Here is a 24,816-nt window from a genome sequence, read left to right on the forward strand (position 1 = left end):
GGGAGTTCCGCAGAAAGGCAGGAGTAAGGCATGAAGATGGTGTTTCGTTGGTATGAAGCAGGCAATGATACCGTAACGCTGCAGCAAATCAAGCAAATTCCGGGCGTGGAAGGCATCGTCTGGGCGCTGCACGATGAGCCCGCCGGCGCGGAATGGCCAATGGACAAAATTTGGGCGTACAAGGAGGAAGCCGACCGGTACGGCCTGCATCTGGACGTTGTCGAAAGCGTCAACGTCCACGAGGATATAAAGCTGGGCTTGCCCACGCGCGATATTTACATCGAAAACTATAAGAAAACAATCGCGAAGCTCTCCACGGTCGGCGTCAAAACGATCTGCTATAACTTCATGCCGGTGTTCGACTGGGTTCGGACGGATTTGTTCAAAGAAATGGAGGACGGCTCAACGGCGCTGTTCCTCGAGAGGGCGAAGATCGATAACATGGATCCCGCGGAGCTCGTAGACCGGATCGCGAACGATCTGGATTTTACGATGCCGGGCTGGGAGCCGGAGCGGCTGAAAAAGCTGTCGCCGCTGTTCGAGAAATACAAATCGGTGTCGGAAGAGGATCTGTGGCGCAATCTGCAGTATTTCTTGGAGCGAATCATCCCGGTGGGTTCACCGGCTATGCGCGTCCGGATCACGGGCGGCATATCTGGGACGAGCGTTGCCGTCCGGGGTACGGGCTATACGACCGGGCGCTCGGCATTATGTATCTGTGGGGCGTTTGGGATTCCATGGCTGCGGGAGAGAGGAGCGGGCGTAAATGATGGATACGCACTCGATTCCGATTCCGTTTCACGGGAATCTGCAAGGGAAGGTCGCCGTCGTAACCGGGGGAAGCGGCGTACTCTGCTCCGCGATGGCAGTGGAGCTGGGCCGCCAAGGCATGAAGGTGGCGATTCTTAACCGCACGGAGGAGAAAGGGCTGCTCGTCGCGGATAAAATCCGGCAAGCAGGCGGTTTGGCGATTGCCGTTGCGTGCAACGTGCTAGACGCTGCAAGCGTGGAAGCCGCAGCCAACCGCGTTGTGGAGGAGCTCGGCCCATGCGATCTGCTCATTAACGGCGCTGGAGGCAATCATCCCGAAGGGTCGACGACGAGCGAGACGTTTAAGCCGGAGGAGCTGGGTCAAGCGGAGACTCGCACTTTCTTTGATCTGACCGAGGCGGGCTTCGGCCATGTGTTTGATCTGAACTTTAAAGGCACGCTGCTGCCCACGCAGGCTTTCGCCAAGCAAATGCTAGGCCGGGCGGGCGTGTCGGTGATCAATATTTCCTCGATGAGCGCGCCATGTCCGATGACCAAGGTACCGGCCTACAGCGCGGCGAAGGCCGCGATCGATAACTTTACGCAATGGCTCGCGGTCCATATGGCCGAAGCCGGCATCCGGGTGAACGCGATTGCGCCCGGGTTCTTCCTGACGGAGCAGAACCGGCGCCTGCTGGTTCGCGAGGATGGCGGCTTGACCGAGCGTTCGAACAAAATCATCACGCATACGCCGATGCGAAGATTCGGCAAACCGGAGGATTTGCTGGGCACGCTTGTTTGGCTGGCGGACGAAACCGTGTCCGGGTTCGTCACAGGCGTCACGGTCCCGGTAGACGGCGGATTCATGGCCTACTCCGGCGTTTAGGGAGGCGAGCGGATGGCCGTACGGATTCAAGACGTGATCGATATCTTCGAAGAACGGTCCGGCGCGTCACCGAACGGCGCAGACCGGCTGCTCTTCGGGGATGCCGGGGCAAGCGTCACGGGCATTGCCGTTACGTTCATGGCGACCAGGCAGGTGCTGGAACAGGCGCATGAAATAGGAGCAAACATGATCATTTCGCATGAAGGCTTATTTTACAGCCATCATCATGCGATGCCGCTTCCCGAGGACGGGCCGGTATACAACGCCAAGCTTGAGGCGATAACGGGCCATAACCTGGCTGTTTACCGCTATCACGACGGCTTGCATCGGGGCGGGCTCGACGGCATTATGGAAGGGCTCATACAGGCGCTGGGCTGGGAAGACTGCGTCACCGAGCATGAACCGGCCGCATCCGTGGTCAGTTTGCCACCATGTACGGTAGGCGAGCTTGCGGAGCATGTTAAGCGCCAGTTGGGACTCGGGATGCTGCGTGCCGCCGGCGAACCGACGATGACATGCAGGCGGGTCGGCTTGCTTGTAGGTTACAGAGGCGGCGGCAACCTTGCCATCCCGCTGTTTGAGCGGCATCGACTCGATGCCATGCTGTACGGCGAAGGTCCGGAATGGGAGACGCCGGAATATGTGCGAGACGCCGTCTATGCCGGCCAGGCCAAGTCGCTGCTCGTGCTCGGCCATGCGGAGAGCGAGCAGCCGGGCATGAAGCTGCTGGCCGATCGGCTCGGCCGCAGGTTTCCGGGCGTACCGGTTCAATTTATACCGGTTGCACCGGTGTTTACGGTATTGTAGGAAAAAGGCTATCCATCAGTTCGAAACTGAGGGATAGCCTTTTTTATAGTGATGGCAGGGAGCGACGGTATTCCGCCGATGAGCGGTACCGGTTACCGCTCATTCGACGAATTCGCCGGTATTCCGCCGAAGAGCGGTACCGGTTACCGCTCATTCGGCGAATTTGCCGGTTTCCCGTCGAAGAGCGGTACCGGTTACCGCTCATTCGGCGAATTTGCCGGTTTCCCGCCGAAGAGCGGTACCGGTTACCGCTCATTCGGCGGATTTGCCGGTTTCCCGCCGAAGAGCGGTACCGGTTACCGCTCATTCGGCGAATTTGCCGGTTTCCCGCCGAAGAGCGGTACCGGTTACCGCTCATTCTGCGATGAGATGCTGTCGCGCCTCAGAATCGCGCAAAGGAAAAAGGAGCCTTTGCAGACTCCTCCTCCGACGGTGTTCGATCGTTAGCTTCTTCCATTCTCACTTACATCGTATGAACAACTTGGGAAACGCCCTATCCGAATGACCGGACAGTTAAAGCGCGTGCTCTGCGACACAACCCCTCGCTTCCAGTAGTGAAGTGATTAAATAAAATCCACCTGTAGTTGTTGCACCAAACGGCTCAAACGAACCACACCTCTCTTCACACCGTCAAAACATATGATGGACTGATCCTGCCGAGTTTATACAAGCGCAGGGAACAATTTTTTCCCTATATTAAGAAACCACACTTTTCGCCGCACTAAAAACTGGCCAGCATAGCCCCACCCCAATCGGCTAATTCTATAAGCGGGCCGCATCAATCGGTTCATACGAAACGGAGGATGAGACACGAATGCAGCGTAAATTGGCAGTGCTCGCAGTTTCCGGCGCAATGTTGACGACGATTCTGACAGGCTGTATGGAGAACCAAGGCGAGCTTGGCAACCGCAACATCCGCAACAATAGTGTCGCGTATGACATGAACGGCAACCGGATCCTGAATACACGGTTTGCAGATGACCAGATGAATGAAAGAAATCGTGCAAACGGACACCGGTTGAACAGCAACAATATTATCGGCTTGCACAAAAACTACAGGCTGGAGATGAGCCAAGATATTGCTAACCGGCTCGAAAGCCTGCCTGAAGTCAACAATGCCTATGTCATGCTGACTGACGACAATGCTTATGTTGCCGTATCGCTGAAGAGCCAAGCGGACATGAGAAGCACTCGAGCTCGTGCATTGAATGTGCCGTCGGCACCGACGCCGCTTAGCCGGACGCAGCAAGCCTATCAGCGTCCAGGCATGGGCAAATCGCGCATTAGCGCTATTTCGACGCCTAACATGCGGAATTTTGCTGCGCCATCGCCAACACCAACGCCATTGACAACGCCAGCGCCATCGACAACGCCAAGACCCGGTTCGCTCGATCGTACGGACGTGACCGACGCATTGAAGGACCGAGTCGCTAACGAAGTGAAGCGTATGGCGCCTTCGGTTAAAAATGTGTATGTATCGGCGAATCCCGATTTCGTCGACCGTATGACATCGTATATGAACGATGTGAGAACGGGGCATCCGATCCAAGGCTTTGTCGCCGAGTTCAATGCCATGGTGGATCGCGTTTTCCCAGCCAGAGCAGGAAGATAGGCTTTATTCTTCTTACTATTAGCAATCGAGCAGCAGCTGATTCGCGGGCACTAAACGTGAATCAGCTGTTTTTATTTAAGTGACCATGGAGGAGCAGAACTGACTGAAACTCGTGCCCATCTTGTTCTTGAACATCCGTCCGAATGTATGAACGTCCGCATAGCCGACGGCGTTCGCAATCTCGCCAATGGACAAATCGGTCTGAATGGCAAGCTCCTTTGCCCGTTCGATGCGTACGCGGGTCAGATACTCAAATGGCGTAATGCCAAAGACATGGCGGAACCTAATAATGATGTAGTTGCGGCTCAAGCCGGACAGCGCTTCCAGATCGCGGTGCTGAATGTTTTCGTTGTAATGGCCTTCGATGTAATTGCGGATGAGCACCATTTTGGTTTTGATTTTGTGCTGGCCTTCGGTCTTTGTTTCCTGTTCCATCTTAATCCCCGCAAGCTCCGCCAAAATGTTCATCATCAGCGCTTGGCACTGCGTATGATGAGCAAGTCCGGGCTGATGGTAATGCGTTATAAGCTGTGTCAGCTTTTTCTCGATGTCGTGTCCCGCAAAATTACCTAAATATCGATCCGTACCTAGCATCTGCTCAACGGGATAACCGCTGTTTCCGAAATCAAACAAGATGGAAATGCAAATATACTTCTCGCCCGGAATCGTATGGACTTCGTGGACCTGAGACGGCGAATGATAAATCAAATCGCCGCGGCGCGTCACATACGTTTGTTCCTCGATGCGGTATTCGGCGGCACCTTCCACGACATATTGAAATTGGTAGTTGTTCAACATCCGGCTGGCGATGCCCCATTGTTGAGGCGCATGAAACAGATGGGCGAGCGTAATGTAAGGAGGGTGAAAATAAAGCTCTTTGGCATGCTCTGGCAAAGAGTGATGATGAAATGGGATTTTAGCTGTCGTGGACATGCATAGATCACCTCTGCGGCGGGTAAATGCGTATGATTCTACTATGACAAATTACTGTGATATCGGCAACCTCTTTGTTACTTTCAACTACATACATGCTTGCTTCCGATCCCTTATACTTACAAATGAGGAACTCATTAAAACGTTAAGGGAGAGGAAATAGGATGGGTACGATCCATGTGGACATCCCTTTTGTCGATGCGGCAGCACAGGACTGCATTACGGATGAGCAGGCGCAGTTTTTTCTGGATAACGGATTTCTTGTCGTAAGGAATGTCATCGTAGGCGAAGAGCTGGAGCTCGTTCAGGCTGAAATGCAAGCGCTATACGAGAAGGGCGAGGCCGGGGGAGAGGGAGATCCGGATTATATGTACGGCACTGGTGTGAAATCAGGCCAACCGGTATTAAGACGAGTAGAATACGTCATTGAAAAAAGCGACCCGATGAAGGTGCTGCTTGGCCATCCTTTTATTTTGAGGTCGGTCGAGAAGCTGCAGGGCAGCAATTTCATCGCAACATGGGACTCGATGGTGCTCAAAGCGCCGAATGAAGGGATTATCGTGCCATGGCACCGCGATGCGGCCGTACCGGACGGCTGCACGGATCCGCGGCCGATTTTCAACGTTGATTTTTACTTGGACGAAGCGGATCTGAAGACATGTCTGTGGGTCATCCCGGGCAGCAATAAATGGAGCAAGGAAGAGGCGGAGAAGCGCTGCAAGGAGCCGGGCTTCACGACCGAAGACGCCATACCGGTTCCGATGCAGCCGGGGGATGTCATCTTCCATAATATCGAGGTACTCCACGGTTCACCGTCCGGCGACGGCAACCCGCTGCGCCGCACGGTCTATTACGAATTCCGGCCTGGCGAAATCGAGGCGGAATTCGGTCCGCACACGCTGGAGTATTTGTCGCTGAAACAGCATCTGCTGCTTGATTGCATCGAGCGCCGCAAGCGCGCGCCATATGCGCAGCAGGGCGAAACGCCATTCTCGTATAAGCCGAAGGGCGCCTTCGCCATCGCCGCGCCGAAGCAGCCGTCGCAGTACAGGTACGCGCATGAGGAATACTGGCGCCGATAGACGTTAAAAAAGCTGAGAGCACGGGATGCCGTCTCTCAGCTTTTTCATTTTCCGCCCCAAAAAGTCAAAAAACCTTCTCGCAAACGATTCCGCGAATGAGCGGAAGCACTTGCTAGAAGGCTGAGCAAGGTATGCGGCGAATTGCGTCAAATCTTTAACTCCCCAAGCTTAATAAGCTCGACAACCGCTTGTGAACGACCTTTAACGTTCAACTTTTGCATGACGTTGGAGATGTGGTTTCGAACGGTTTTCTCGCTGATGAACAGTTGTTGTGCAATATCCCTTGTGGTTTTATCCTGCACAAGCAGCTCGAAGACCTCGCGTTCACGACTGGTTAATAAGAACTTGCTCTTCTGGTCGCTACCCATGAATTTGTCACCCCTCCTTGCTCGGGTTTTTATGGTTTAACAAGGTTAAGGGATACAGTCAAATTATCTTATGATAAGGCGCTTGCAGTGGTGCGGTATCTGGGAAAAATGGGCGGGTGTTTGTCGCTCCATGTCAAATGGCTAAGCGGAACTTGAAAAAATAGCCAAATATATATTGTGTACTATTAATTGAATGTGATACATTATTTATCAATTAAGGACGTCTTAAAGAGGTGATTTGCATTACGTTAACGGCAAGGCAAGTCGAAATTTTGAAGCTCGTCAAGCAGCATGCGCCGATTACCGGCGATCAGCTTGCGGAGATGCTTGGAACGGGAAAACCGACTCTGCGCGCGGATTTGTCCCTGCTCGTCATGCTGCGTTTGCTGGAGGCTAAGCCGAGGGTCGGGTATTTTCCGGGGACGGCGCCGGAGCTTGGCAATGAACAGGCGCTAAAGCGATGGGAAGAAGCCAGCGTTAAGGATGTACAAGGGCTGCCGATCAGCGTTGCGGAGACGGCTTCGGTCCATGATGCCGTTGTTAGTTTATTCATGGGCAATGCGGAGGTGCTGACGGTTGTGGATGAGAACCGTCATTTTGTCGGCGTCGTCACGCCGAAGGATTTGCTTAAGGTGACGCTCGGCGGCAGCAACGCCGCCGCGATCCCAGTGAGCATGGCCATGTCGCGGCTGCCGGCCATTACGGTGGTTCAGGCTGACCAGCCGCTGTTGCAGGCCGTGAAGAAAATGCTCGTTCATGAGCTGGACGGCTTGCCCGTCGTTTCGGGCGAAGATCAGCCGGCCCGGCGTTCGGAGGTGGTAGGCTGGATCAGCAAGACGAACATTCTCCGCTGGATGATGGAGCAGGGAACGGACAGGCAGGAATAGGAGGGGCAGACATGGGGAGCGTGGGGAAGCAGGTGCAGCCGATCTATATATGCTCGGATGCGGTTGGGGAAACGGCGGAAGCGGTCGTGAAGGCGGCGATGCGGCAGTTCGCTTTCGCAGGCGTGAAGTTGATTCGCTGCGGCTACATCAAGAGCGAGGACGAGATCGTCCATATCGTTAGCGAAGCGGCCGGTTCGGGAGGCTTTATTGCTTATACGCTCGTGCAGCCGGAGCTGCGCGAGACGATGAGGGAGGAATCGCTGCTTAAAGGCGTAAGAGCCATCGATGTATTGGGCCCGATGATGCAGGCGTTTATTGATACGTTCAACGACTCCCCTAAGCGCCAGCCGGGCTTGCTGCATACGCTGGACGACGATTATTACAAGCGCATCGAAGCGATCGAGTTCGCGGTGAAATACGATGACGGCAAGGATACGAAGGGGCTGCTGCTGGCAGAGGTCGTGGTGGTCGGCGTATCGCGGACGTCGAAGACGCCGCTTAGCATTTATCTTGCGCATAAAGGCATACGGGTTGCGAATTTACCGCTCGTGCCGGAGGTGAAGGTGCCTGAGGAGCTGTACAAAGGCGAGCGACTGGTCGTTGGGCTCACGATGAAGCCGGAGAAGCTGTCGGGCATCCGAACAGAACGGCTCAAGGCGATGGGGCTTCCGTTCTCGGCCAAGTATGCTTCGTCCGAGCGGATTCATGCGGAGCTCTCGTACGCGGATTCAATTATGAAGTCTTTAGGTTGTCCGGTCATCGATGTGACGGAGAAAGCCATTGAGGAAACGGCAGGCATCATAATGGGTTGGGTTCAACATGCAAACTGAAAGGAGTCGGATGTACGGTGGAGCGGGAATTGGCGCTTGAGATCGTACGAGTGACGGAGCTGGCGGCGCTGGCTGCCGCTCCGTGGATGGGCAGGGGAGACAAGCACCGCGCCGATGAAGCGGCGACGAATGCGATGCGCGGGATGCTGGACTCCGTCTCGATTCGGGGGACGGTTGTCATCGGCGAAGGCGAAATGGATGAGGCGCCGATGCTCTACATCGGAGAGCAGGTCGGCGATTTGCAAGGGCCGGAGGTGGATGTGGCCGTTGATCCGCTGGAAGGAACCGAGCTCGTCGCCAAAGGGCTGAACAATGCGATGGCGGTCATTGCGGTCGCTCCGAAAGGAAAGCTGCTTCATGCTCCGGACATGTACATGGAGAAGCTTGCGGTCGGGCCTTCGCTTGCCGGGAAGCTGAAGCTGGAAGATCCGATCCGGACGACGGTGGAGAAGGCGGCGTTGGCGCTCCATAAACAGGTCTCGGATCTAACCGTCATGCTGCTGGACAGACCTCGCCATGCCGAGCTGATCCGCACGCTGCGGGAGGTCGGCGTACGCATCAAGTTTCTCTCTGACGGCGACGTCGCCGGTGCAATCGCGCCTGCATTTCCCGAGGCTGGCATCGATCTGTACGTCGGCTCCGGAGGAGCGCCGGAAGGCGTCCTTGCGGCTGCGGCGCTGAAATGCCTTGGAGGCGAGCTTCAAGGACGGCTCATGCCCCTGAACGAGGAGCAGGAGAAACGCTGCGTGGCGATGGGGCTATCCAATCCCCGCAAGCTGCTGCGGATGGAGGATATGATCGGCGATGACGACGTCATCTTTGCTGCGACTGGCGTTACGCCGGGCGAGTTTTTAGGCGGCGTCGCCATGCTGCCCGGCCAGCGGGCGGAAACGCATTCCATCGTCATGAGGGTCAAGACCCGAACGATCCGATATATCAAGTCCCAGCACTACTTGCCGAACAAGCCGATACTCGGCCAGATATAACGCTTGAAAGGCGAAATTTGAAATCATAAAAGCAATAAGAGACGCTTCGGACAGCAGCCATTACGGGTGAACGGCTGGCTGCCTGAGCGTCTCTTTCTTGCTTGTCAACAATTACTGTTATGGTTTAAACAGCAGTCCCACATAATAATCGATATATTGCTGCTTCATCTGCTCTGGCGAAAGGCCGCGGTCCTCCGTGAAATAAAGGAAGGCGATCGGGCTCATCGAGGTTGCGATATTGAAGGCGGCAAACTCGGTGTGAACCGGCTGCTTCGTTTCTCCGCGTTGAACCGCTTCATCGAGCAATGTCCGGATCGTTCCGGTTACGTACAGAAACGGCGGGGAGGCAAACATGTTCACCCGCTCATCGTTACACCAAACATCGGGCTTAATCGCATTGAACCACTGCATTTCTTCGGTTATATAGTCAATCCAACGTCTCAAGAACAGTTCCAGCCGTTCGCTCGCAGCCGCACCGGCGGATCGCTCCAATTCAGCCGATGTTCGTTCCGCGAAGCGCTTAAAGCTATCGTTTAACAGCTCCATGCACAGCTCGGCTTTGGAGGAATAGCGCCTATACAGCGTGCCTTGTCCGATGCCGGCGGACTTGGCGATCTGATGCATGCTGACGCTCTCCACGCCGTGTTCGTGAAACAGCTGGGACGCTGTGTCGAGGATAAGCTCGCGGTGTCTGGCGGCGTCTTTACGTTCACTCCGTTGCTGCATGTGCCATGAACCTCCTGAGGAAGAAAAAAATTTACATTGTCTTTCGTTGACAATGCGTGTATCGTTAGTTAAGCTGAAGTTAAACGGACAATTGTCCATTTACAAAAAACCGAGATGCTCCAAGGTCACTTTGATGCCTCCATTGTACTCCTCTCCATAAAAGGGGTCAATGCGGCGCACGAGTAACAAGGAGGCATAGGTCGGGAAAAGGGAGCTGGAGAGTAACGATGTCTGCACAAGCAACATCAGCTGCAAGGAGCGAGGAATTTTCCATCCGGAAAATATTAGCCCCGCTCGCAGCCATAATTGTCGGTATTTTTATGGTCGTACTGGACGGAACCGCGGTTAACGTGGCACTTCCGGGTTTTCTTCAAGAGTTTAATACGTCATATCAGGTTGCTTCCTGGACGGTAACAGGATACGCGCTGGCGCAAGCGGCGGTTATTCCGCTGGCCGGCTGGCTGTCCGACCGTTTCGGCGCGAAACAGGTTTTTCTGATTTCCGTCTTCTTGTTTACGGTAGGCTCGCTCTTATGCGCACTCGCTACATCCGTTGAAATGCTTATTTTTTTCCGCGTCATTCAAGGGGTTGGCGGCGGTATGGTACTGCCGATTGCAATGGCTTTTACTTATCGTCTCAGCCCGCCGGAAAAAGTAGGTGCCGTCATGGGCATGATGGGGATTCCGATTCTGCTCGCGCCTGCGCTCGGTCCTGTACTCGCCGGCTATCTAATTGATTATGTAAGCTGGAAATGGCTGTTCCTGATCAATATTCCAATCGGCGCGGTCGGTATCATTCTCGGTATCCGTACATTGCCGCGCATTGAGCGCCAAGCCGTTGCCGCCCTGGATAAATTGGGCTTCCTGCTGGCACCGATCGCTTTCGCTGGCTTGTCTTACGGCGTAAGCGAAGGCGCTACAAGCTGGACTGCAGCCAAAACCATCATCGGTATCGTCGTAGGAGCCGTTGCACTCATTCTGTTCGTACTTGTTGAGCTTTCGCGCAAAGAGCCGCTTCTGGAGCTTCGCGTTTTCCGCTCGGCGGATTTCTCGAAAGGCATTGTCGTGCAGTGGATTTCGCAAATCGCCCTGTTCGGCACGATGTTCCTTGTGCCGCTTTTCTTGCAGCAAGCGCAGCATTACAGCGCGTTTGATACCGGTCTGATCATGCTGCCGCAGGCAATCGCTGCAGGGGTATTCATGCCGATCGGCGGCAAGCTGTACGATAAAATCGGCGCAAGGCCGCTCGTGCTGATCGGGATGCTTCTTGTCACGCTGGCAGCCTTCATTCTGTCCAATGTGGACGCCGATTCCGGCTTAATGATGATCATGGGACCGCTGGCGCTTCTCGGCGCGGGCATGGGTCTGTCCATGATGCCCCTGAATACGCATCTCATGCAGTCTGCCCCGCGCGATTTGGTTAGCCGCGTTACATCGCTGACGAATGCCGCGCAGCAGGTCATGACGTCGTTTGCGGTCGCAGGTTTGGCTACGATTCTGGCTAAACGGATGGCCGTTTATGCGCCGACCGCGAAGAGCGAGCTGGCAGCTTACTCGCTGTCGTTCGGCGATACGTTCCTCGTGCTGACCTTTATCTCCGTCTTCGGCGCGCTGCTCGGCTTGTTGCTGAAAAAGCCTGCCAAGGTTGAAGGCGAAGAAGACAGACAACCGGAAATGATGATGCATGTCGGCTAATCGCCAATAAAAAAAAGAGGCTGGAAAGTGACGAAATCGTCCTTTCCAGCCTCTTTCTACATTTCAGAAAATCCGCCAATCCAGCGCAGCCGACATGGATTCGAGCAGATGGACCCCGGCCGTGCTGTTGCCTTTGGCGCCGAGCGCCGGCCCGATAACGCCGATGCCGTACCGGCCCGGGACGATGGCGAGAATGCCTCCGGAGACGCCGCTCTTTGCCGGAATGCCCACCTTGATCGCAAATTCGCCCGAGGCGTTGTACATGCCGCACATGATCATGAAGGTCTTGGCAATCTGCACATACCGCTTAGGTACAATCTGGCGGCCCGCCAGCGGATCGAAGCCGTCGAAGGAAAGCAGAAGCGCCATACGCGCAAGCTGATCGCAGCAGATTTCAATGGAGCAGTGCTGGAAATAGACGCTGAGCACGTCCTCGACGTCGATGTCTTCCCCCAGCACTTCGTTATCTTTAAGGAAGTAGGCGAGCGAGCGATTCCGATGCGCGGTCGCGGATTCCGAGCGGAACACATCCTGGTTGATGGCTAAGCTTGCCCCGCCGGCCGCTTCGTTGAAGAAGGCCAGAATCCGTTCCGTCTTGGCTGCGGGCGAATCGCCGCGAATCAGGGAACTGACGGCGATCGCGCCGGCATTAATGAGCGGATTAAACGGTTTGCCCGGTTCCACGAGCTCCAGCTTCAGCATGGAGTTGAAGTCGTCGCCGGTCGGCTCCATGCCGACCTTGGCGAATACCTCCTCTTCCCCGTTATCCATCAGCGCCAGCAGCAGCGTAAACACTTTTGAAATGCTTTGCATCGTAAACGGACAATGCTTATCCCCGGCACTTGCCGTTTCCCCGCTAGCATCCATAATCGTGATGCCAAGCGAATCGCCCGGCGCTTTGGCAAGCTCCGGTATGTAGGAAGCCACCTTCCCGCCCTTCGCAAATATCCGGCTTGCGTCCACCCATTGCGGCAGCGCTTCGCGCAGCTGATCCATCTTCATCGTCGCCTCATCCTCTTCGCAGACATTCTTCACAGCATTAGTGTAAAGCTAAGCCGAGACGCTCCGCAAGGGCAATCGAATTGCCTCTACCTGAGGAGGCCGCGTGTAGTGTACAATATGGAGTGAACTTCCAATTTCAGCTCGACTTGCAGGAGGCATTATGGTTAAAATCTTACTTTTCGGCTTGTTATGGTGGCTCACAGGCAGCCCTTTTCTCGCCATACTCGTGCTTCTCATTATCCTTTACGTGCTGGATCGCAGGTACGTCGGTCTCTCGCCAAGCATCGTAAAGCCGATCCGCAGGCTCGGCGCAATCCGGCGGCTGCGTCAGCAAATCGCCATGAACCCGAACGACATCCCGTCTAAGCATGAACTTGCGCGGCTGCTCATTGAACGCAAACGCTACAAGGAAGCGAAAGAGTGGCTCATGCCGATGCAGGATGCGCTTGAGAACTCCGCGGAATTCTGGGATGATCTTGGCGCATGCCTGCTCCAGCTCGGCGAAACGGATGCTGCGGAAGCCGCCATCGGCAACGCGCTTTCCATCAATCCGAGGGTGAAGTACGGCGCCCCTTACTTACGGCTCGCCGGTATTCACGCACAGAAAAATCCGCAGACGGCGATCGCGCATTTGCAATCGTTCCGCGCCATCCATTCTTCTTCGGTCGAGGCGTATTACAAGCTTGCGCTTCTCTATGCGCAGCTTGGCCGTATGGAAGAGGCAAAGCAGTCGCTTGCGGAATGCAGTGCGATCTATCGGTCTCTGCCACGTTATAAGAAGCGGCAGGAGCGGAAATGGGCGATTGTGGCCTTTTTCAAACGAACCCGGCTTTAACCCAATTGAAGGCGGCGCCAGTACGGAGAAATCCTCCTTACAGCGCCGCCTTCTTTCGTCAAATTTCGTCAAAATTAGCACTAATCTCCCAAATTGTTCATTTCTTTCATTGTCACATCTATTGAAATCGTACATAATTATTACTAGTATGTTAATTTTCCTATTCCAAAAATTGATCGGAGAGTCTAATTAAAATGCGGCGTAACGCTTGGCTGCTTGTCATTCTATTGATCGCTTTGCTGCTAGGCGTCAATAATACCATTTATTATTTTACAACCAAGGATACGCTAGAGGACCGGCTGCAGCATGAAATGGAATCGGTTGCCAAACAAATCGAAATTTCGATCGAGCTTTCCCGCAACGGAGCGGAGGAATATCAAGAACAGATCGGCCGCGAGCTCCGAGCCGCATCGATTGCAGCCCAGTACGCGCTGAGCCCGGATGTCGAGAAGGTGTCGAACGCGCAATTGGCAGAAATTTCAAAAAAGCTGGACATGGTCGGCATTACGCTTCTCAAGAAGACGCCGGACAACATCATTTTATACAAGTCATCGATCGAAAAGCAGATGGGCTACAAGACCAGCACGTGGAAGCCATGGTATCAAGCGTTCAATCAGCTGTTCGACGAGCATCGGGTGACGATCGACTGGGGCCAAAGCCTGACGAATTTCTGGACGGGCCCGTTTGAGTTCGCGACGACGGATACAAGCGCCATTCAGAAGTGGGGCTACTACTACGACGGCACGACCAACTATATGATCGATCCGTTCATCAGCTACGACAGCAGGCAGCGCGACTATGACGACGCAACTGGCGTTGAGAGGCTGATTTCGCAAACGTTGAAGGAGAACCGCACGCTGAGCGAAATTACGATCATCAATCCGGAAACGTTCGGAAACGGCAAGAAAACGACGATTACGGACAATGGCGACGAGCTCGAACATATGACCCAAAATCCGATCATCAACGGGACTTATACGTATAAGCACGATGATGATATCGCGAATGTCGCTATGGCCAATGATCGTAACGTCAAAGTGTACGAGAATGCAGTGATCAACGGGAAGCATGTCGTCAAGGTGTTCATCCCGGTAGACATTGAAAATAAGGTAGCAAGCATGCTGGACGAGAAAGGGCAGCCGCTGAATCGTTACGTGATCTCGCTCGTTTCCGATTACGCTACGATTCAGCAAACGCTCGATAAGCAGTTCGGCAATATCGTGCTGATTATCGTCATCGTAACGGTGCTTAGCCTAATTGCGCTCTATTTTATCTTGTCGGCCTACCGTAAATCCCAAGATAAGCTGATCCGTAAAGCACAGGAGACGTATTTGGACGAGATTAACGGACTGTTCCAGTCGATCCGGTCGCAGCGCCATGATTTTGTCAATCACGTTCAGACCATTCACGCGCTGGCTGAGCTTGGCAAGACGGAGGAGTTAAAAGCCTACACAGCGGAACTGACCGGCGAAATCCGCCAGATGAACGATATCATCAATATCGGCAATCCGGCGATCGCGGCCTTGATCCGGGCGAAGAGCCTGCAGGCCGAAATGCTAAAGGTTGAGTTCAAGATAGATTTCAAGGATATGAACCATTTAGAGCTAGGGATGAAGTCGCTCGATATGACGCGCTTGCTCGGCAATTTGATCGACAATGCTTTCGACGAGGTTCTCAAGTACGCGGAGGAGCAGCGGACCGTTCATATTGCGGGATGTCAGAAGCCGGGCTACTATCAATTCACGGTAAGCAATACATGTCTGCAAGCGGAGGAATTGGCGAATAAGCCGTTGTTCCAGGCGGGTTACACCTCAAAGGATGGCGGTCACTCCGGCCTTGGCCTGCATATCGTGAAATCGATCGTAGATCAGTATAAGGGCATCATCAATCTAGCGATCAACGAACCGAATGTAGTGACGTTCATCATAAAAGTACCTGTTTAAGCGCTTATACATGCTTAAGCCCCTTGGCCGGACCCTCAGTCCGGACAAGGGGCTTTTTATGATATGTCCTTCAACTTATCCCGGAATAAAGCGAAACCGTTTGTGAATGTGGTATAATGGTTGGAATGGATATCGATGGTAGTTGGAATGGACACTGAAGAAAGGGGGACGCATCGTGAGCACGTTTTTTCAGCTGGATGACCAGCGGCTGCATATCTTAGAAACGGCTGTCGCCAGCAGCATCCCCCTTGAGGTGCTGCAGCTTGGCTTTGACTTTTATCGGCGCGAGAAAGTGCTTACCGTTCAAGTGATGGATGGGACATCCGTTTATGGAACCGTACGGGATGCGGCGATCTGCGCCGTTACGCTGGATTGTGATGAGTTTGGCTTCAGTACCTGTACCTGCCCGGGAAAAGGCTATTGCAAGCATATGGCGGCTGTTTTCTATGCGTATTATGCATATGCCGGCAAAAGCCCGGATGAAGTGCATAACCGGATGCTATACGGCAGCGACCCGATGCTTGCGGGAGAAGCAGCTCAGGCGCCGCAAGCTCCCGCGTCTAAGGGGGCGGCGTCGAAATCCGGGCTGGAAGCCGAGCCGCTGCTCTGGCTGGCCGATATGGAAGCGAAGCACGGCGAGGTGTGGCGGCAGTGCAGACATTCGCTTCATCCGCTGCAGCCGGTGCTGACGGCGATCAAGGCCGTTTCGAAAAATTGGGACGAAGGGCTTCGGCGGCTGCACTGGATGCTTGGCATTATTTTTGCCGTGGAGCTGTCGGAGCGCGCTTATTCCCATACGGACAGCTACAGCCGGTATTATTACGAGATGGCGTTTGCCCGCATGACGGAGCCTTGGATCAGCCAGTACCAGGAGCTGGCCGGAGAGCTGAAGCCGGAGACGATGACAGCCCTTGAGCGCACGGCCGTAGCTCAGTTGCTGAAGCTGTTCCATGAACGGGAGATGGACAGGGAGCAGCAGCTGCATCGCTGGGAGTCGCTGTATTTTGCATTATTAGGGCAGCTTGTGCATGATCGTTCGTGGAGTGCGGAGGAGAAGGAGTGGCTTGAGCGAAAGCTGGCGAGCGAGAGCAAAACCGGACATGCGAGCTTCTTTGCTCCAATGGCGCTCGCGTTTCTCGCCTTCGCCGAAAACCGCGACGACGATGCGATCGGCCTGCTTGGCAGGACGGTCTTCAACCGAACGGCGCTGCTTGCATGCGATTGCGCGCTGGAGCGGCTGGAGGAACGGGATTGGGAGAAGCTGTCCGGCTGGATCGGCTATTTGTACGGCGGCTTGTCGATCGAGCGGAAATCGAAAGCATTCGGCCCGTTCTTGTCGATGTGCCGGCTTGCCGACCTGCAGCAGCCGGACAATCCGGACTGGCAGCGGTATTTGGTCTCGTTTCTGCCGTACTCCTATTCGGCCCTGACAGAGCACTGGCTGGACCGGAAGCAGTATGAGAAATGGGCGGATCTGCAGCTTCTCTTCGGCATTGAGCCGGACGAGATGGACGTGCAGCTGGTACGGGAGATTGGCAAGGCTGCGCCCCAAGTGCTCTATCCGCTGTATCATCAGGCGATCGATGGCGCGATCCGGTCGCGAAACCGGCAGGGATACAGGCAGGCCGTCAAGCTGATGAAGCGGCTGGAGAAGCTTTATAAGGCAGAGAAGCAAGGCGATCGATGGAATCGCTACGTGGACGGCATTGTTCGGAAGCACGGGCGGCTGCGCGCGCTGCAGGAAGAGCTCTGGAGGGGTAAAATCATCACATGAGAGGGTATACGGGTACGGAAACGGTCGTCGTGGACGGTTATTGGAAGGAAGGCGAAGGCCTTGTTCTATCGGCAGCGCATGTCACCGGCTTGACGCCTCGGCTGCGCCGCTTGCTCTTTGCTTGGCATGAGGCTTCGTGGTTCGGCGCGGACGTCGAGGAGCGCGCGGACGAGCGGCATAAACGGACGGAGCTGGCGCTGCCGCCTTCGATCGCGATGGATTATTTGTCTGCGCCGCAGCCGGTACGCCTGCTGAAAGTGGAGTGGACCGATCGGCTGCAGGCGTTGGCGCTGCTCTCCGGGCTGCTCCGCGAGGCGCTGCTTCGCGGCTGGTTCTCGCCGGATTGGTCGCGCTGGCGGGCTGAGGCGAGAGCATGGCGGCTCGATGTGCCGCGCGGCGAGCAGGAGACGATCGCACGTTGGCAGCAGCTTGTGCCGCAGCTGGATGAACAAGGCGATCTCGGCGCTATACAAGGGTGGCTGAGCGGTATCGTGGAAGAGCTGATCGCTTCCGACGATGCGGTCGGCGCGGCTTGGCGCACCGCCGTTGCGGAGACCGGCGAGGGGGCGCTGATGATGAAAGCGGCCGACGAGGACGACTGGCTGGTCGCGATCGGAATGAAGCGGGACCATTCGCCGTTTCGCATTGCGTTGCAGCTGTTGGAGCCGAATGAGAGGCAGGGCTGGCGGCTTCGCCCGGCGGTTCGGGATCGCGAAGACACAGGCCGCTGGCTTACGCTGGAGCCGGTCGCGGCTGAAGAGGAAGGCGGAGTGCGGTTTGGGCTGCCGGCGGATGCGCCTGATGAGTGGCGGGAGCATTTTGCCGAGCGGCTGCGCAAGGAAGAGCTGAAATGGGCGGCGGCGCTTTCGGATGGCCTGCAACCTGGTGACGGCAACCAAAGCGCAGGCCTGATTCGAACGGAGCTAAACGATGCTGAAGCTTATGAATTTCTGGAGCGTGATAGCGTGAAGCTGCTTGCGGCGGGCTGCTCCGTCCTGCTGCCCGCCTGGTGGGAAGCGGCGCGAAACCGTAAGCTGCGCTTGAAAGCGAAAGTGCGTTCATCGGTCGGCTCCGCGGAGCAGTCCATGTTCGGCCTGCAGCAAATCGTCGATTTCGACTGGAAGCTCGCTGTCGGCAATGTCGACATGAGCGAAGCCGAATTTATGAAGCTTGCGTCGGAGAATCGCAGGCTGATGCAGATCGGCGGCGAGTGGGTGCATCTGGATCCGGGCGATATGGAACGGCTGCGCAAATGGCTGAAGAAAAACGGCGGGAAGCGCGGTCTGACGATGCGCGATGTGTTCGAAATGCATCTGCGCGGCGGCGCGGAGCTGGAGCCGGAGGATGAGCTGCATGATGCGCTTACGGCGGAGGTCGAGCTGAATGAGCACTTGGCTGCTTGGATCGGCCAGCTGAACGAATCTTCCGATTTGCCGCTTGTCGAGAAGCCGGAGGCATTTCAAGGCGAGCTTCGGCCTTATCAGCTGCAGGGCGTTTCATGGCTTGCATTTCTCCGCAGGTTCGGGCTCGGCGGCTGCTTGGCGGACGATATGGGCCTTGGCAAAACAATTCAGTTTACCGCCTATTTGCAGCATGTGCTAGCGCATGGCAGCCTTGGGCCATCGCTGCTCATTTGCCCGACCTCGGTCATCGGCAACTGGGAGAAGGAGCTGGAGCGTTTCGCGCCGACGCTGCGGGTGCTCGTCCATTACGGGCCGAAGCGCCTGCGCGGTGAACATTTCGCTGCCGAGGCAGCCGAAGCGGATTTGATCATCACCTCCTATACGCTCGCTCCGATCGACGAAGAAGAGCTTGGCTGCGTATCATGGGATGTCATCTGTCTGGATGAAGCGCAGAACATCAAAAACTACTATACGAAGCAGTCATCCGCCATTCGCGGTTTCTCGGCACATCACCGAATTGCCCTGACGGGCACGCCGATGGAGAACCGGCTGACGGAGCTGTGGTCGCTGTATGATTTTACGAATCCGGGCTATCTCGGCTCGTTGACGGAGTTTCGCAAAGCGGTCGTGATTCCGATCGAGAAGGAGCGCGACGAGGCGCTCATTACGGAGCTGCAGCGATGGGTGAAGCCTTTTATGCTGCGGCGGCTGAAGAAGGACCCGGCCATTGCGCTTGCGCTGCCGGAGAAGAACGAGATGCGCACCTATCTGTCGCTTACGGTGGAGCAAGGCGCGCTTTACGAGAATATTGTGTCGGAGCTGATGAATCAGCTGGAGACGGCCGGCGTCCTGCAGCGCAGGGGGATTATTCTCTCGGCGCTGACGCGGCTCAAGCAGGTTTGCGACCATCCAAGCCTGCTGCTTAAGGAAGACCGGGAACGGCTGCCGTCCGCATGGGATCCGGAGCGCTCCAATAAAGTGCTGCGCGTGCTCGAGATGGTGGAAGAAATCGCGGCGGAAGGCGAGCGCTGCTTGATCTTCACCCAGTACGTGGAGATGGGGGCGACGCTCAAGCGGCTGCTGGAGGAGCGGCTCGGCCTGCCGACGCCGTATCTGTACGGAGCGGTCCCTAAAGCGGAGCGGGATCAGATGATCGAGGCTTTTCAAAATGAGCAGGAGCCGGGGTGCGCGTTTGTCCTGTCATTGAAGGCAGGAGGAACGGGGCTTAATCTGACCGCTGCGAACCATGTCATCCATTTCGACCGGTGGTGGAATCCCGCGGTTGAGAATCAGGCGACGGACCGGGCATTTCGGATCGGTCAGAAACGCAATGTGCAGGTGCATAAGTATGTGACGCTCGGCACGCTCGAAGAGCGGATCGACGACATGATCACGCGCAAGCAGCTGTTGAATGATCAAGTGGTCAGCCAATCGGAGAACTGGATTACCGAGATGTCGACCGATGAGCTGCGCGAGCTGTTCTCGCTGCGGAAACATCGGCTGAAAGGTTAATTGAACGCGAGGTGCTGGGCTAGCAATGGACGATTGGACGGAAGATGCAGGTATGGAGGCGGTAGTGGCAGATAAGGGGGAGGCTGCTGATCCGCCGGCTGTAGAGGTAGATGTAAATGCAGAAGCCGGTACAGGGCAGGCCTCCACGGCAGATGCGGCGGAGCCTGCTGAAACGGCTGTCTCAGCAGCCAAAGCGATTGTGCCGGAGCGGCTCAGCCGCCCAGGCCATGGCGCAACGGACACGCAGCAATCGGAGCGGTCATCCGCGGATGAGGGCGTGATCGGACCAGACGAAGCCGCTCCTCATTGGCGCGCGTTCTATGGCGCGATCCGCGATGCCGTACAGGGGATGCGTTCCGGCGAAAAGGCTGAATGATGGAAGGCGGCGATTGATTTCGTCGCCTTTTTTGCTGCCTCTACGGCTAGTTGGGCGGGAGTAGTAGAGCTCACCGAGCACCACATTCGCCCGAAGTCGGCGAAGTTGCAGAATGTAGAGCTCACCGAGCACCACATTCGCCCGAAGTCGGCGAAGTTGCAGAATGTAGAGCTCACCGAGCACCACATTTGCCCAAAGTCGGCGAAGTTGCAGAATGTAGAGCTCACTGCGCACCACATTCGCCCGAAGTCGGCGAAGTTACAGAATGTAGAGCTCACCGAGCACCACATTCGCCCGAAGTCGGTGAAGTTGCAGAATGTAGAGCTCACCGAGCACCACATTCGCCCGAAGTCGGCGAAGTTGCAGAATGTAGAGCTTACCGAGCACCACATTTGCCCTAAGTCGGCGAAGTTGCAGAATGTAGAGCTCACCGAGCACCACATTTGCCCAAAGTCGGCGAAGTTGCAGAATGTAGAGCTCACCGAGCACCACATTCGCCCGAAGTCGGCGAAGTTGCAGAATGTAGAGCTTACCGAGCACCACATTTGCCCTAAGTCGGCGAAGTTGCAGAATGTAGAGCTTACCGAGCACCACATTCGCCCGAAGTCGGCTCGGAGGCGAGCATGCGGATCGGGTTCGTCTCAATCGGCACAAGCTGGTTGTTCCAAAAGACATTGACATTCGAGGATATTTGCCCCATCCGGCTGTATGCTCAGCTCCTGCTGAATGGTGGCCGCGAGTCTAATGGCGGAGTTGGAGGGTAGGAGATGCAGGCGTTATTGAGCTGCTTTCTGCGGATTTCCGCATGGTGCGGTACCTGTTACCACTCTTGGTGCTGCTTTCGCCGTTTTTCCGCCAATGTGAGGTACCTGTTACCACTCTTGGTGCTGCTTTCGCCACTTTTCCGCCAATGTGCGGTACCTGTTACCTCTCTTGGTGCTGCTTTCGCCGCTTTTCCGCCGATGTGCGGTAACTGTTACCTCACTTGGTGCTGCTTTCGCCGTTTTTCCGCCGATGTGGGGTAACTGTTACCTCTCTTGGTGCTGCTTTCACCGCTTTCCGCCGATGTGCGGTAACTGTTACCTCTCTTGGTGCTGCTTTCGCCGCTTTCCGCCGATGTGAGGTAACTGTTACCTCTCTTGGTGCTGCTTTCGCCGCTTTTCCGCCGATGTGCAGTAATCGTTACCTCTCTTGGTGCTGCTTTCGCCGCTTTTCCGCCGATGTGCGGTAACTGTTACCTCTCTTGGTTCTGCATTCGCCGCTTTTCCGCCGATGTGCGGTAACCGTTACCTCTCTTGGTGCTGCTTTCACCGCTTTCCCGCCGATGTGCGGTACCTGTTACCTCTCTTGGTGCAGCTTTCGCTGCTTTCCGCCGATGTGCGGTAACTGTTACCTCACTTGGTGCTGCTTTCGCCGCTTTTCCGCCAATGTGCGGTACTTGTTACCTCTCTTGGTTCTGCTTTCGCCACTTTTCCGCCAATGTGCGGTAACTGTTACCTCACTTGGTGCTGCTTTCGTCGCTTTTCCGCCGATGTGGGGTAACCGTTACCTCTCTTGGTGCTGCTTTCGCCGCTTTTCCGCTTATAGCTCACCGAGCACCACATTCGGCGAAACGCCTCCCCCACACAACAACTTCATTTTCTTTTCTCTATTAAATTCTTTATAATAGATGAGGGACAATTTTCCTGATCTCATACAATCAAGGAAGAGGAGCTGTGAATGTTAAGATGAAGTATACGTATTTGGGACGTTCGGGTTTGAAGGTTAGCCGTTTGTGCTTGGGAACGATGAATTTCGGCGTCGATACGGACGAGCAGGAAGCGTTTCGGATTATGGATGCGGCGCTGGATGCGGGAATCAACTTCTTCGACACGGCGAATATTTACGGCTGGGGCGAGAACGCGGGCCGTACGGAAGAGATCATCGGCCGCTGGTTCGCGCAAGGCGGCGGACGCCGCGAACGCACCGTGATTGCTACGAAATTCTATGGCGATATGCATGATAAAAACGATGGTCCGAACCGCGACGGCGGCCTGTCCGCGTACAAGCTTCGCCGTCATCTGGAAGCATCGCTTCAGCGGATGCAAACCGATCACATCGAGCTATACCAGATGCATCACGTTGACCGCAACGTAAGCTGGGAAGAGCTGTGGCCGGCATTCCAAGCGGCGCAGCAGCAAGGCAAGATCGGCTATGTCGGCGCCAGCAACTTTGCGGGCTGGGATCTGGCCGTTGCGCAAGGCGAGGCGAAAGCCCGCGGAATAATCGGGCTCGTATCGGAACAACATAAATATAACCTGCTCTGCCGTTTGCCGGAGCTGGAAGTGCTGCCCGCGTCGAAAGGCCTCGGCATTGGCGTCATCCCGTGGAGTCCGCTGGACGGCGGCTTGCTCGCCGGAAATGCCCGCCATGGCGGCGGCGGCAAGCGCAGCGGCGACAACAATCGCCTCCAAAAGCATGCTGCGCAGCTTGATGCCTACGGCAAGCTTTGCGATGAGCTCGGCGAGCGCGAAGATGTCGTATCGCTTGCTTGGCTGCTGGCAAACCCTGCTGTTACGGCGCCAATCATCGGCGTGCGCACGGCGGAGCAATTCGAGCGTTCGCTGCGTGCGGTAGAGCTTACGCTGGATGAGGCGACGCTGAAACGGATCGATGAGATTTTCCCAGGCCCAGGCGGAGAAGCGCCGCGCGCGTACGCTTGGTAGGATTGTTAATGTTAGCATAAGTGACATAAAGGATACTTTTATCTGATTGAAAACGCTGCCCACAGGATTTTTACCTCCTGTGGGCCGTTTATTATTATCCCTTCTCTTCCATCCCCGCTCAAAAGTATCCCGAACTCGTTGTAATTTCGACCTCCTGCCATTTCGCCGCTCCTTCTATAATTCAAAGTGTAAGGAAGAGCGGTACACAAATAATCAACTATACATTGGGAGGTCTTTTTCATGAAGAAAGGATTAACGGTAGCGGCAGTCACGCTGATGTCCGTATCTCTTGTTCTTTCCGCTTGCGGCTCCAAAGATGACAACAACAACAAGAACGCGGCAGCAAACGCCGGTACAACGAATACGTCGACGAACGAAGGCACTACCAATGAAGGCACAACCAACGAAGCGCCAGCGGCAAAAGACGTAACGCTTTCCTTGCGCCATACGCAAATTAAAGAAACGAGCAAAGTGCGCCTCAAAATCCTGCAGGATGTCGTAGCTAAGACCGAGCAAGAAAACTCGGGCCTGAAATTCAACCTAGAAGGCATCGACGAAGTCGTCAACCGCGACCAGAAGCTGAAAGCGGAAATGGCAGCGGGCAACCCGCCGGACATCTTCGAAGTATTCGGCGGCGCGGACCTGAACCTGTACGTAAAAGCAGGCCGTATGCTCGATCTGACTCCGATCATCGAAGAGCTCGGCATCAAGGACAAGTTCGCAAGCCTGGATGAATTCACGATTGACGGCAAAGTATACGGCTTGCCATTCGGCGGCTACAGCGAAGGCGTTTTCTATAACAAAAAAATGTTCGCCGAGTTCGGCCTCCAAGTGCCGAAAACGTTCCAAGAGCTTCTCGCCGCAGCGGATGCCTTGAAAGCCAAAGGCAAAACGCCTTTCGCGCTCGCAGCGAAAGACGGCTGGGTTAACGGCATGATGTGGAACACCATCATGGAGCGCCACGTGGGCATCGACTCCTTTAATAAACTGTTGACCGGCGAAGCGAAATGGACGGATGCGGACTTCGTAGCGGGCTTCACCGACTACGCAACGCTCGTGAACAATGATTACTTTACAAAAGGCGCACTCGGCCTTCCATATGCAGAGCAAGGCGCTCAATTCCTGAAAGGCGACGCGGCGATGGTCTTCACTGGCAGCTGGGATGCGAACCGCTTCACAGGCGACGAAGCCGGCGACCTGAAGGGCAACATCGGCTACTTCTCCTTCCCGTCCATCGATGGCGGCAAAGGCGATCAAACGTCGATCAACGCGAGCTACTCGAACGGTTTCGGATTCTCCGCGAACCTGGATGCCGATCAAGTCGAAGCCGTGAAAAAGTTCATCGCAAACTTCTTTAACGAAGAGATTCAAAAACGTACGCTTCTTGAAGATAAAGTCCTTCCTTCGATGAAGCTGTCCGACATGTCAGGCGTAGATCCGCTGATCTCTGAAGTGCTTACGGTAATGGGCAGCGCATCTTCCTCGTGGAAAGCATTCGACGCAATCGTTCAACCGAGCGTTGGCGCTGACGTAGGCGTAGGTCTGCAAGAGCTGATCGGTAAAGTGAAGAAGCCGGAAGAGGTTGCGGCGAAAATCCAAGCGTCCCAAGACAAAGCAAACGCTCAAAAATAAGCGCTAAGCAAGCACGGATAAATCGAGGGTGTCCTGCCGTAACAGGCACCCTCTTTTTATACGCCCAAACCGC

Annotated in this window: 21 protein-coding genes and 1 pseudogene; 17 read left to right on the forward strand and 5 right to left on the reverse strand. The window is 55.4% G+C overall.

Annotated elements, in window-relative coordinates:
• Nucleotides 1-30 precede the first annotated feature (30 nt).
• The 5 genes and pseudogenes from DL346_RS02905 to DL346_RS02925 all read left to right on the forward strand — a co-directional run bounded on the left by DL346_RS02905 (nt 31) and on the right by DL346_RS02925 (nt 4,055).
• Nucleotides 31-770, forward strand: a pseudogene (locus DL346_RS02905) (mannonate dehydratase).
• The gene (locus DL346_RS02910; protein WP_112881754.1) at nt 770-1,636 is read left to right on the forward strand and encodes an SDR family oxidoreductase; all 867 of its coding nucleotides are present in this window, start codon (nt 770-772) and stop codon (nt 1,634-1,636) included. Before DL346_RS02905 ends, DL346_RS02910 begins: the two are co-directional and overlap by 1 nt.
• 12 nt (nt 1,637-1,648) lie before the next feature.
• On the forward strand, nt 1,649-2,443 hold the full coding sequence (locus DL346_RS02915; protein WP_112880569.1) for a Nif3-like dinuclear metal center hexameric protein: 795 nt from the start codon (nt 1,649-1,651) through the stop codon (nt 2,441-2,443).
• Nucleotides 2,444-2,491: 48 nt separating this feature from the next.
• Entirely contained in the window at nt 2,492-2,890 is a 399-nt protein-coding gene (locus DL346_RS02920) for a MerR family transcriptional regulator (protein ID WP_133257474.1), read from the forward strand.
• Between the two features lie 367 nt (nt 2,891-3,257).
• The gene (locus DL346_RS02925) at nt 3,258-4,055 is read left to right on the forward strand and encodes a YhcN/YlaJ family sporulation lipoprotein (protein WP_112880571.1); all 798 of its coding nucleotides are present in this window, start codon (nt 3,258-3,260) and stop codon (nt 4,053-4,055) included.
• A 75-nt stretch (nt 4,056-4,130) separates the two neighbouring features.
• On the opposite strand, the gene DL346_RS02930 is transcribed toward DL346_RS02925, so the two are convergent.
• Nucleotides 4,131-4,988, reverse strand: coding sequence for a helix-turn-helix transcriptional regulator (locus DL346_RS02930; protein WP_112880572.1), 858 nt, complete (start codon nt 4,986-4,988; stop codon nt 4,131-4,133).
• A 164-nt stretch (nt 4,989-5,152) separates the two neighbouring features.
• Here DL346_RS02930 and DL346_RS02935 point away from each other — a divergent pair, with 164 nt between their 5' ends.
• Nucleotides 5,153-6,070 (forward strand): phytanoyl-CoA dioxygenase family protein, encoded by a 918-nt coding sequence (locus DL346_RS02935; protein WP_112880573.1) that lies wholly within the window; start codon nt 5,153-5,155, stop codon nt 6,068-6,070.
• Between the two features lie 146 nt (nt 6,071-6,216).
• On the opposite strand, the gene DL346_RS02940 is transcribed toward DL346_RS02935, so the two are convergent.
• A complete protein-coding gene (locus DL346_RS02940) occupies nt 6,217-6,438 on the reverse strand; it encodes a helix-turn-helix domain-containing protein (RefSeq protein WP_112880574.1) in 222 nt (73 codons plus the stop codon).
• 233 nt (nt 6,439-6,671) lie between these two features.
• Between DL346_RS02940 and DL346_RS02945 the strand changes: the two genes are divergently transcribed.
• Genes DL346_RS02945 through glpX form a run of 3 tightly spaced genes read left to right on the forward strand, consistent with a single transcriptional unit; the run spans nt 6,672 to nt 9,141 of the window.
• Entirely contained in the window at nt 6,672-7,325 is a 654-nt protein-coding gene (locus DL346_RS02945) for a CBS domain-containing protein (RefSeq protein ID WP_240633009.1), read from the forward strand.
• Nucleotides 7,326-7,336: 11 nt separating this feature from the next.
• Entirely contained in the window at nt 7,337-8,155 is an 819-nt protein-coding gene (locus DL346_RS02950) for a pyruvate, water dikinase regulatory protein (protein WP_112880575.1), read from the forward strand.
• A 17-nt stretch (nt 8,156-8,172) separates the two neighbouring features.
• Nucleotides 8,173-9,141, forward strand: a complete 969-nt coding sequence (gene glpX, locus DL346_RS02955; protein WP_112880576.1) for a class II fructose-bisphosphatase — start codon at nt 8,173-8,175, stop codon at nt 9,139-9,141.
• Nucleotides 9,142-9,258: 117 nt separating this feature from the next.
• Here glpX and DL346_RS02960 read toward each other — a convergent pair whose 3' ends face one another.
• Nucleotides 9,259-9,867 (reverse strand): TetR/AcrR family transcriptional regulator, encoded by a 609-nt coding sequence (locus tag DL346_RS02960; RefSeq protein ID WP_165822348.1) that lies wholly within the window; start codon nt 9,865-9,867, stop codon nt 9,259-9,261.
• Between the two features lie 227 nt (nt 9,868-10,094).
• On the opposite strand from DL346_RS02960, the gene DL346_RS02965 reads away from it, so the two are divergent.
• Nucleotides 10,095-11,561: a DHA2 family efflux MFS transporter permease subunit gene (locus tag DL346_RS02965; RefSeq protein ID WP_112880578.1), complete on the forward strand. Its 1,467-nt coding sequence runs from the start codon at nt 10,095-10,097 to the stop codon at nt 11,559-11,561.
• Between the two features lie 63 nt (nt 11,562-11,624).
• Here the strand turns inward: DL346_RS02965 and glsA are convergent, their stop codons facing one another.
• Complete coding sequence (glsA, locus tag DL346_RS02970) at nt 11,625-12,563, reverse strand: glutaminase A (RefSeq protein WP_112880579.1); 939 nt, start codon at nt 12,561-12,563, stop codon at nt 11,625-11,627.
• Between the two features lie 160 nt (nt 12,564-12,723).
• Between glsA and DL346_RS02975 the strand changes: the two genes are divergently transcribed.
• From DL346_RS02975 to DL346_RS02995, 5 genes are all read left to right on the forward strand, one after another.
• Nucleotides 12,724-13,398, forward strand: coding sequence for a tetratricopeptide repeat protein (locus DL346_RS02975; protein WP_112880580.1), 675 nt, complete (start codon nt 12,724-12,726; stop codon nt 13,396-13,398).
• Between the two features lie 194 nt (nt 13,399-13,592).
• Nucleotides 13,593-15,341 (forward strand): sensor histidine kinase, encoded by a 1,749-nt coding sequence (locus tag DL346_RS02980; RefSeq protein WP_112880581.1) that lies wholly within the window; start codon nt 13,593-13,595, stop codon nt 15,339-15,341.
• A 175-nt stretch (nt 15,342-15,516) separates the two neighbouring features.
• On the forward strand, nt 15,517-17,115 hold the full coding sequence (locus DL346_RS02985) for an SWIM zinc finger family protein (protein WP_112880582.1): 1,599 nt from the start codon (nt 15,517-15,519) through the stop codon (nt 17,113-17,115).
• Nucleotides 17,112-20,030: a DEAD/DEAH box helicase gene (locus DL346_RS02990; RefSeq protein ID WP_112880583.1), complete on the forward strand. Its 2,919-nt coding sequence runs from the start codon at nt 17,112-17,114 to the stop codon at nt 20,028-20,030. Before DL346_RS02985 ends, DL346_RS02990 begins: the two co-directional genes overlap by 4 nt.
• 25 nt (nt 20,031-20,055) lie before the next feature.
• Nucleotides 20,056-20,406: a hypothetical protein gene (locus tag DL346_RS02995; RefSeq protein ID WP_112880584.1), complete on the forward strand. Its 351-nt coding sequence runs from the start codon at nt 20,056-20,058 to the stop codon at nt 20,404-20,406.
• 258 nt (nt 20,407-20,664) lie between these two features.
• Here DL346_RS02995 and DL346_RS28760 read toward each other — a convergent pair whose 3' ends face one another.
• Nucleotides 20,665-20,997 carry a hypothetical protein gene (locus tag DL346_RS28760; protein WP_133257475.1) on the reverse strand — a complete coding sequence of 111 codons (333 nt, stop codon included), beginning with the start codon at nt 20,995-20,997 and terminating at the stop codon, nt 20,665-20,667.
• A gap of 1,136 nt (nt 20,998-22,133) precedes the next feature.
• On the opposite strand from DL346_RS28760, the gene DL346_RS03005 reads away from it, so the two are divergent.
• Nucleotides 22,134-23,111: an aldo/keto reductase gene (locus DL346_RS03005; RefSeq protein WP_112880586.1), complete on the forward strand. Its 978-nt coding sequence runs from the start codon at nt 22,134-22,136 to the stop codon at nt 23,109-23,111.
• Between the two features lie 240 nt (nt 23,112-23,351).
• Nucleotides 23,352-24,743, forward strand: a complete 1,392-nt coding sequence (locus DL346_RS03010) for an ABC transporter substrate-binding protein (RefSeq protein ID WP_112880587.1) — start codon at nt 23,352-23,354, stop codon at nt 24,741-24,743.
• Nucleotides 24,744-24,816: the final 73 nt, after the last annotated feature.

Origin of the sequence: Paenibacillus montanisoli (assembly GCF_003268025.1) — a bacterium.
Taxonomy (GTDB): domain Bacteria; phylum Bacillota; class Bacilli; order Paenibacillales; family Paenibacillaceae; genus Paenibacillus_Z; species Paenibacillus_Z montanisoli.

Bases quoted from the DNA above. Each gene is read 5' to 3' on its own strand.
- DL346_RS02910 (WP_112881754.1), top strand. From the start codon at position 770: ATGGATACGCACTCGATTCCGATTCCGTTTCACGGGAATCTGCAAGGG.
- DL346_RS02915 (WP_112880569.1), top strand. From the start codon at position 1,649: ATGGCCGTACGGATTCAAGACGTGATCGATATCTTCGAAGAACGGTCC.
- DL346_RS02925 (WP_112880571.1), top strand. From the start codon at position 3,258: ATGCAGCGTAAATTGGCAGTGCTCGCAGTTTCCGGCGCAATGTTGACG.
- DL346_RS02930 (WP_112880572.1), bottom strand. From the start codon at position 4,988: ATGTCCACGACAGCTAAAATCCCATTTCATCATCACTCTTTGCCAGAG.
- DL346_RS02935 (WP_112880573.1), top strand. From the start codon at position 5,153: ATGGGTACGATCCATGTGGACATCCCTTTTGTCGATGCGGCAGCACAG.
- DL346_RS02940 (WP_112880574.1), bottom strand. From the start codon at position 6,438: ATGGGTAGCGACCAGAAGAGCAAGTTCTTATTAACCAGTCGTGAACGC.
- DL346_RS02950 (WP_112880575.1), top strand. From the start codon at position 7,337: ATGGGGAGCGTGGGGAAGCAGGTGCAGCCGATCTATATATGCTCGGAT.
- DL346_RS02960 (WP_165822348.1), bottom strand. From the start codon at position 9,867: ATGCAGCAACGGAGTGAACGTAAAGACGCCGCCAGACACCGCGAGCTT.
- DL346_RS02965 (WP_112880578.1), top strand. From the start codon at position 10,095: ATGTCTGCACAAGCAACATCAGCTGCAAGGAGCGAGGAATTTTCCATC.
- glsA (WP_112880579.1), bottom strand. From the start codon at position 12,563: ATGAAGATGGATCAGCTGCGCGAAGCGCTGCCGCAATGGGTGGACGCA.
- DL346_RS02975 (WP_112880580.1), top strand. From the start codon at position 12,724: ATGGTTAAAATCTTACTTTTCGGCTTGTTATGGTGGCTCACAGGCAGC.
- DL346_RS02980 (WP_112880581.1), top strand. From the start codon at position 13,593: ATGCGGCGTAACGCTTGGCTGCTTGTCATTCTATTGATCGCTTTGCTG.
- DL346_RS02990 (WP_112880583.1), top strand. From the start codon at position 17,112: ATGAGAGGGTATACGGGTACGGAAACGGTCGTCGTGGACGGTTATTGG.
- DL346_RS02995 (WP_112880584.1), top strand. From the start codon at position 20,056: ATGGACGATTGGACGGAAGATGCAGGTATGGAGGCGGTAGTGGCAGAT.
- DL346_RS03005 (WP_112880586.1), top strand. From the start codon at position 22,134: ATGAAGTATACGTATTTGGGACGTTCGGGTTTGAAGGTTAGCCGTTTG.
- DL346_RS03010 (WP_112880587.1), top strand. From the start codon at position 23,352: ATGAAGAAAGGATTAACGGTAGCGGCAGTCACGCTGATGTCCGTATCT.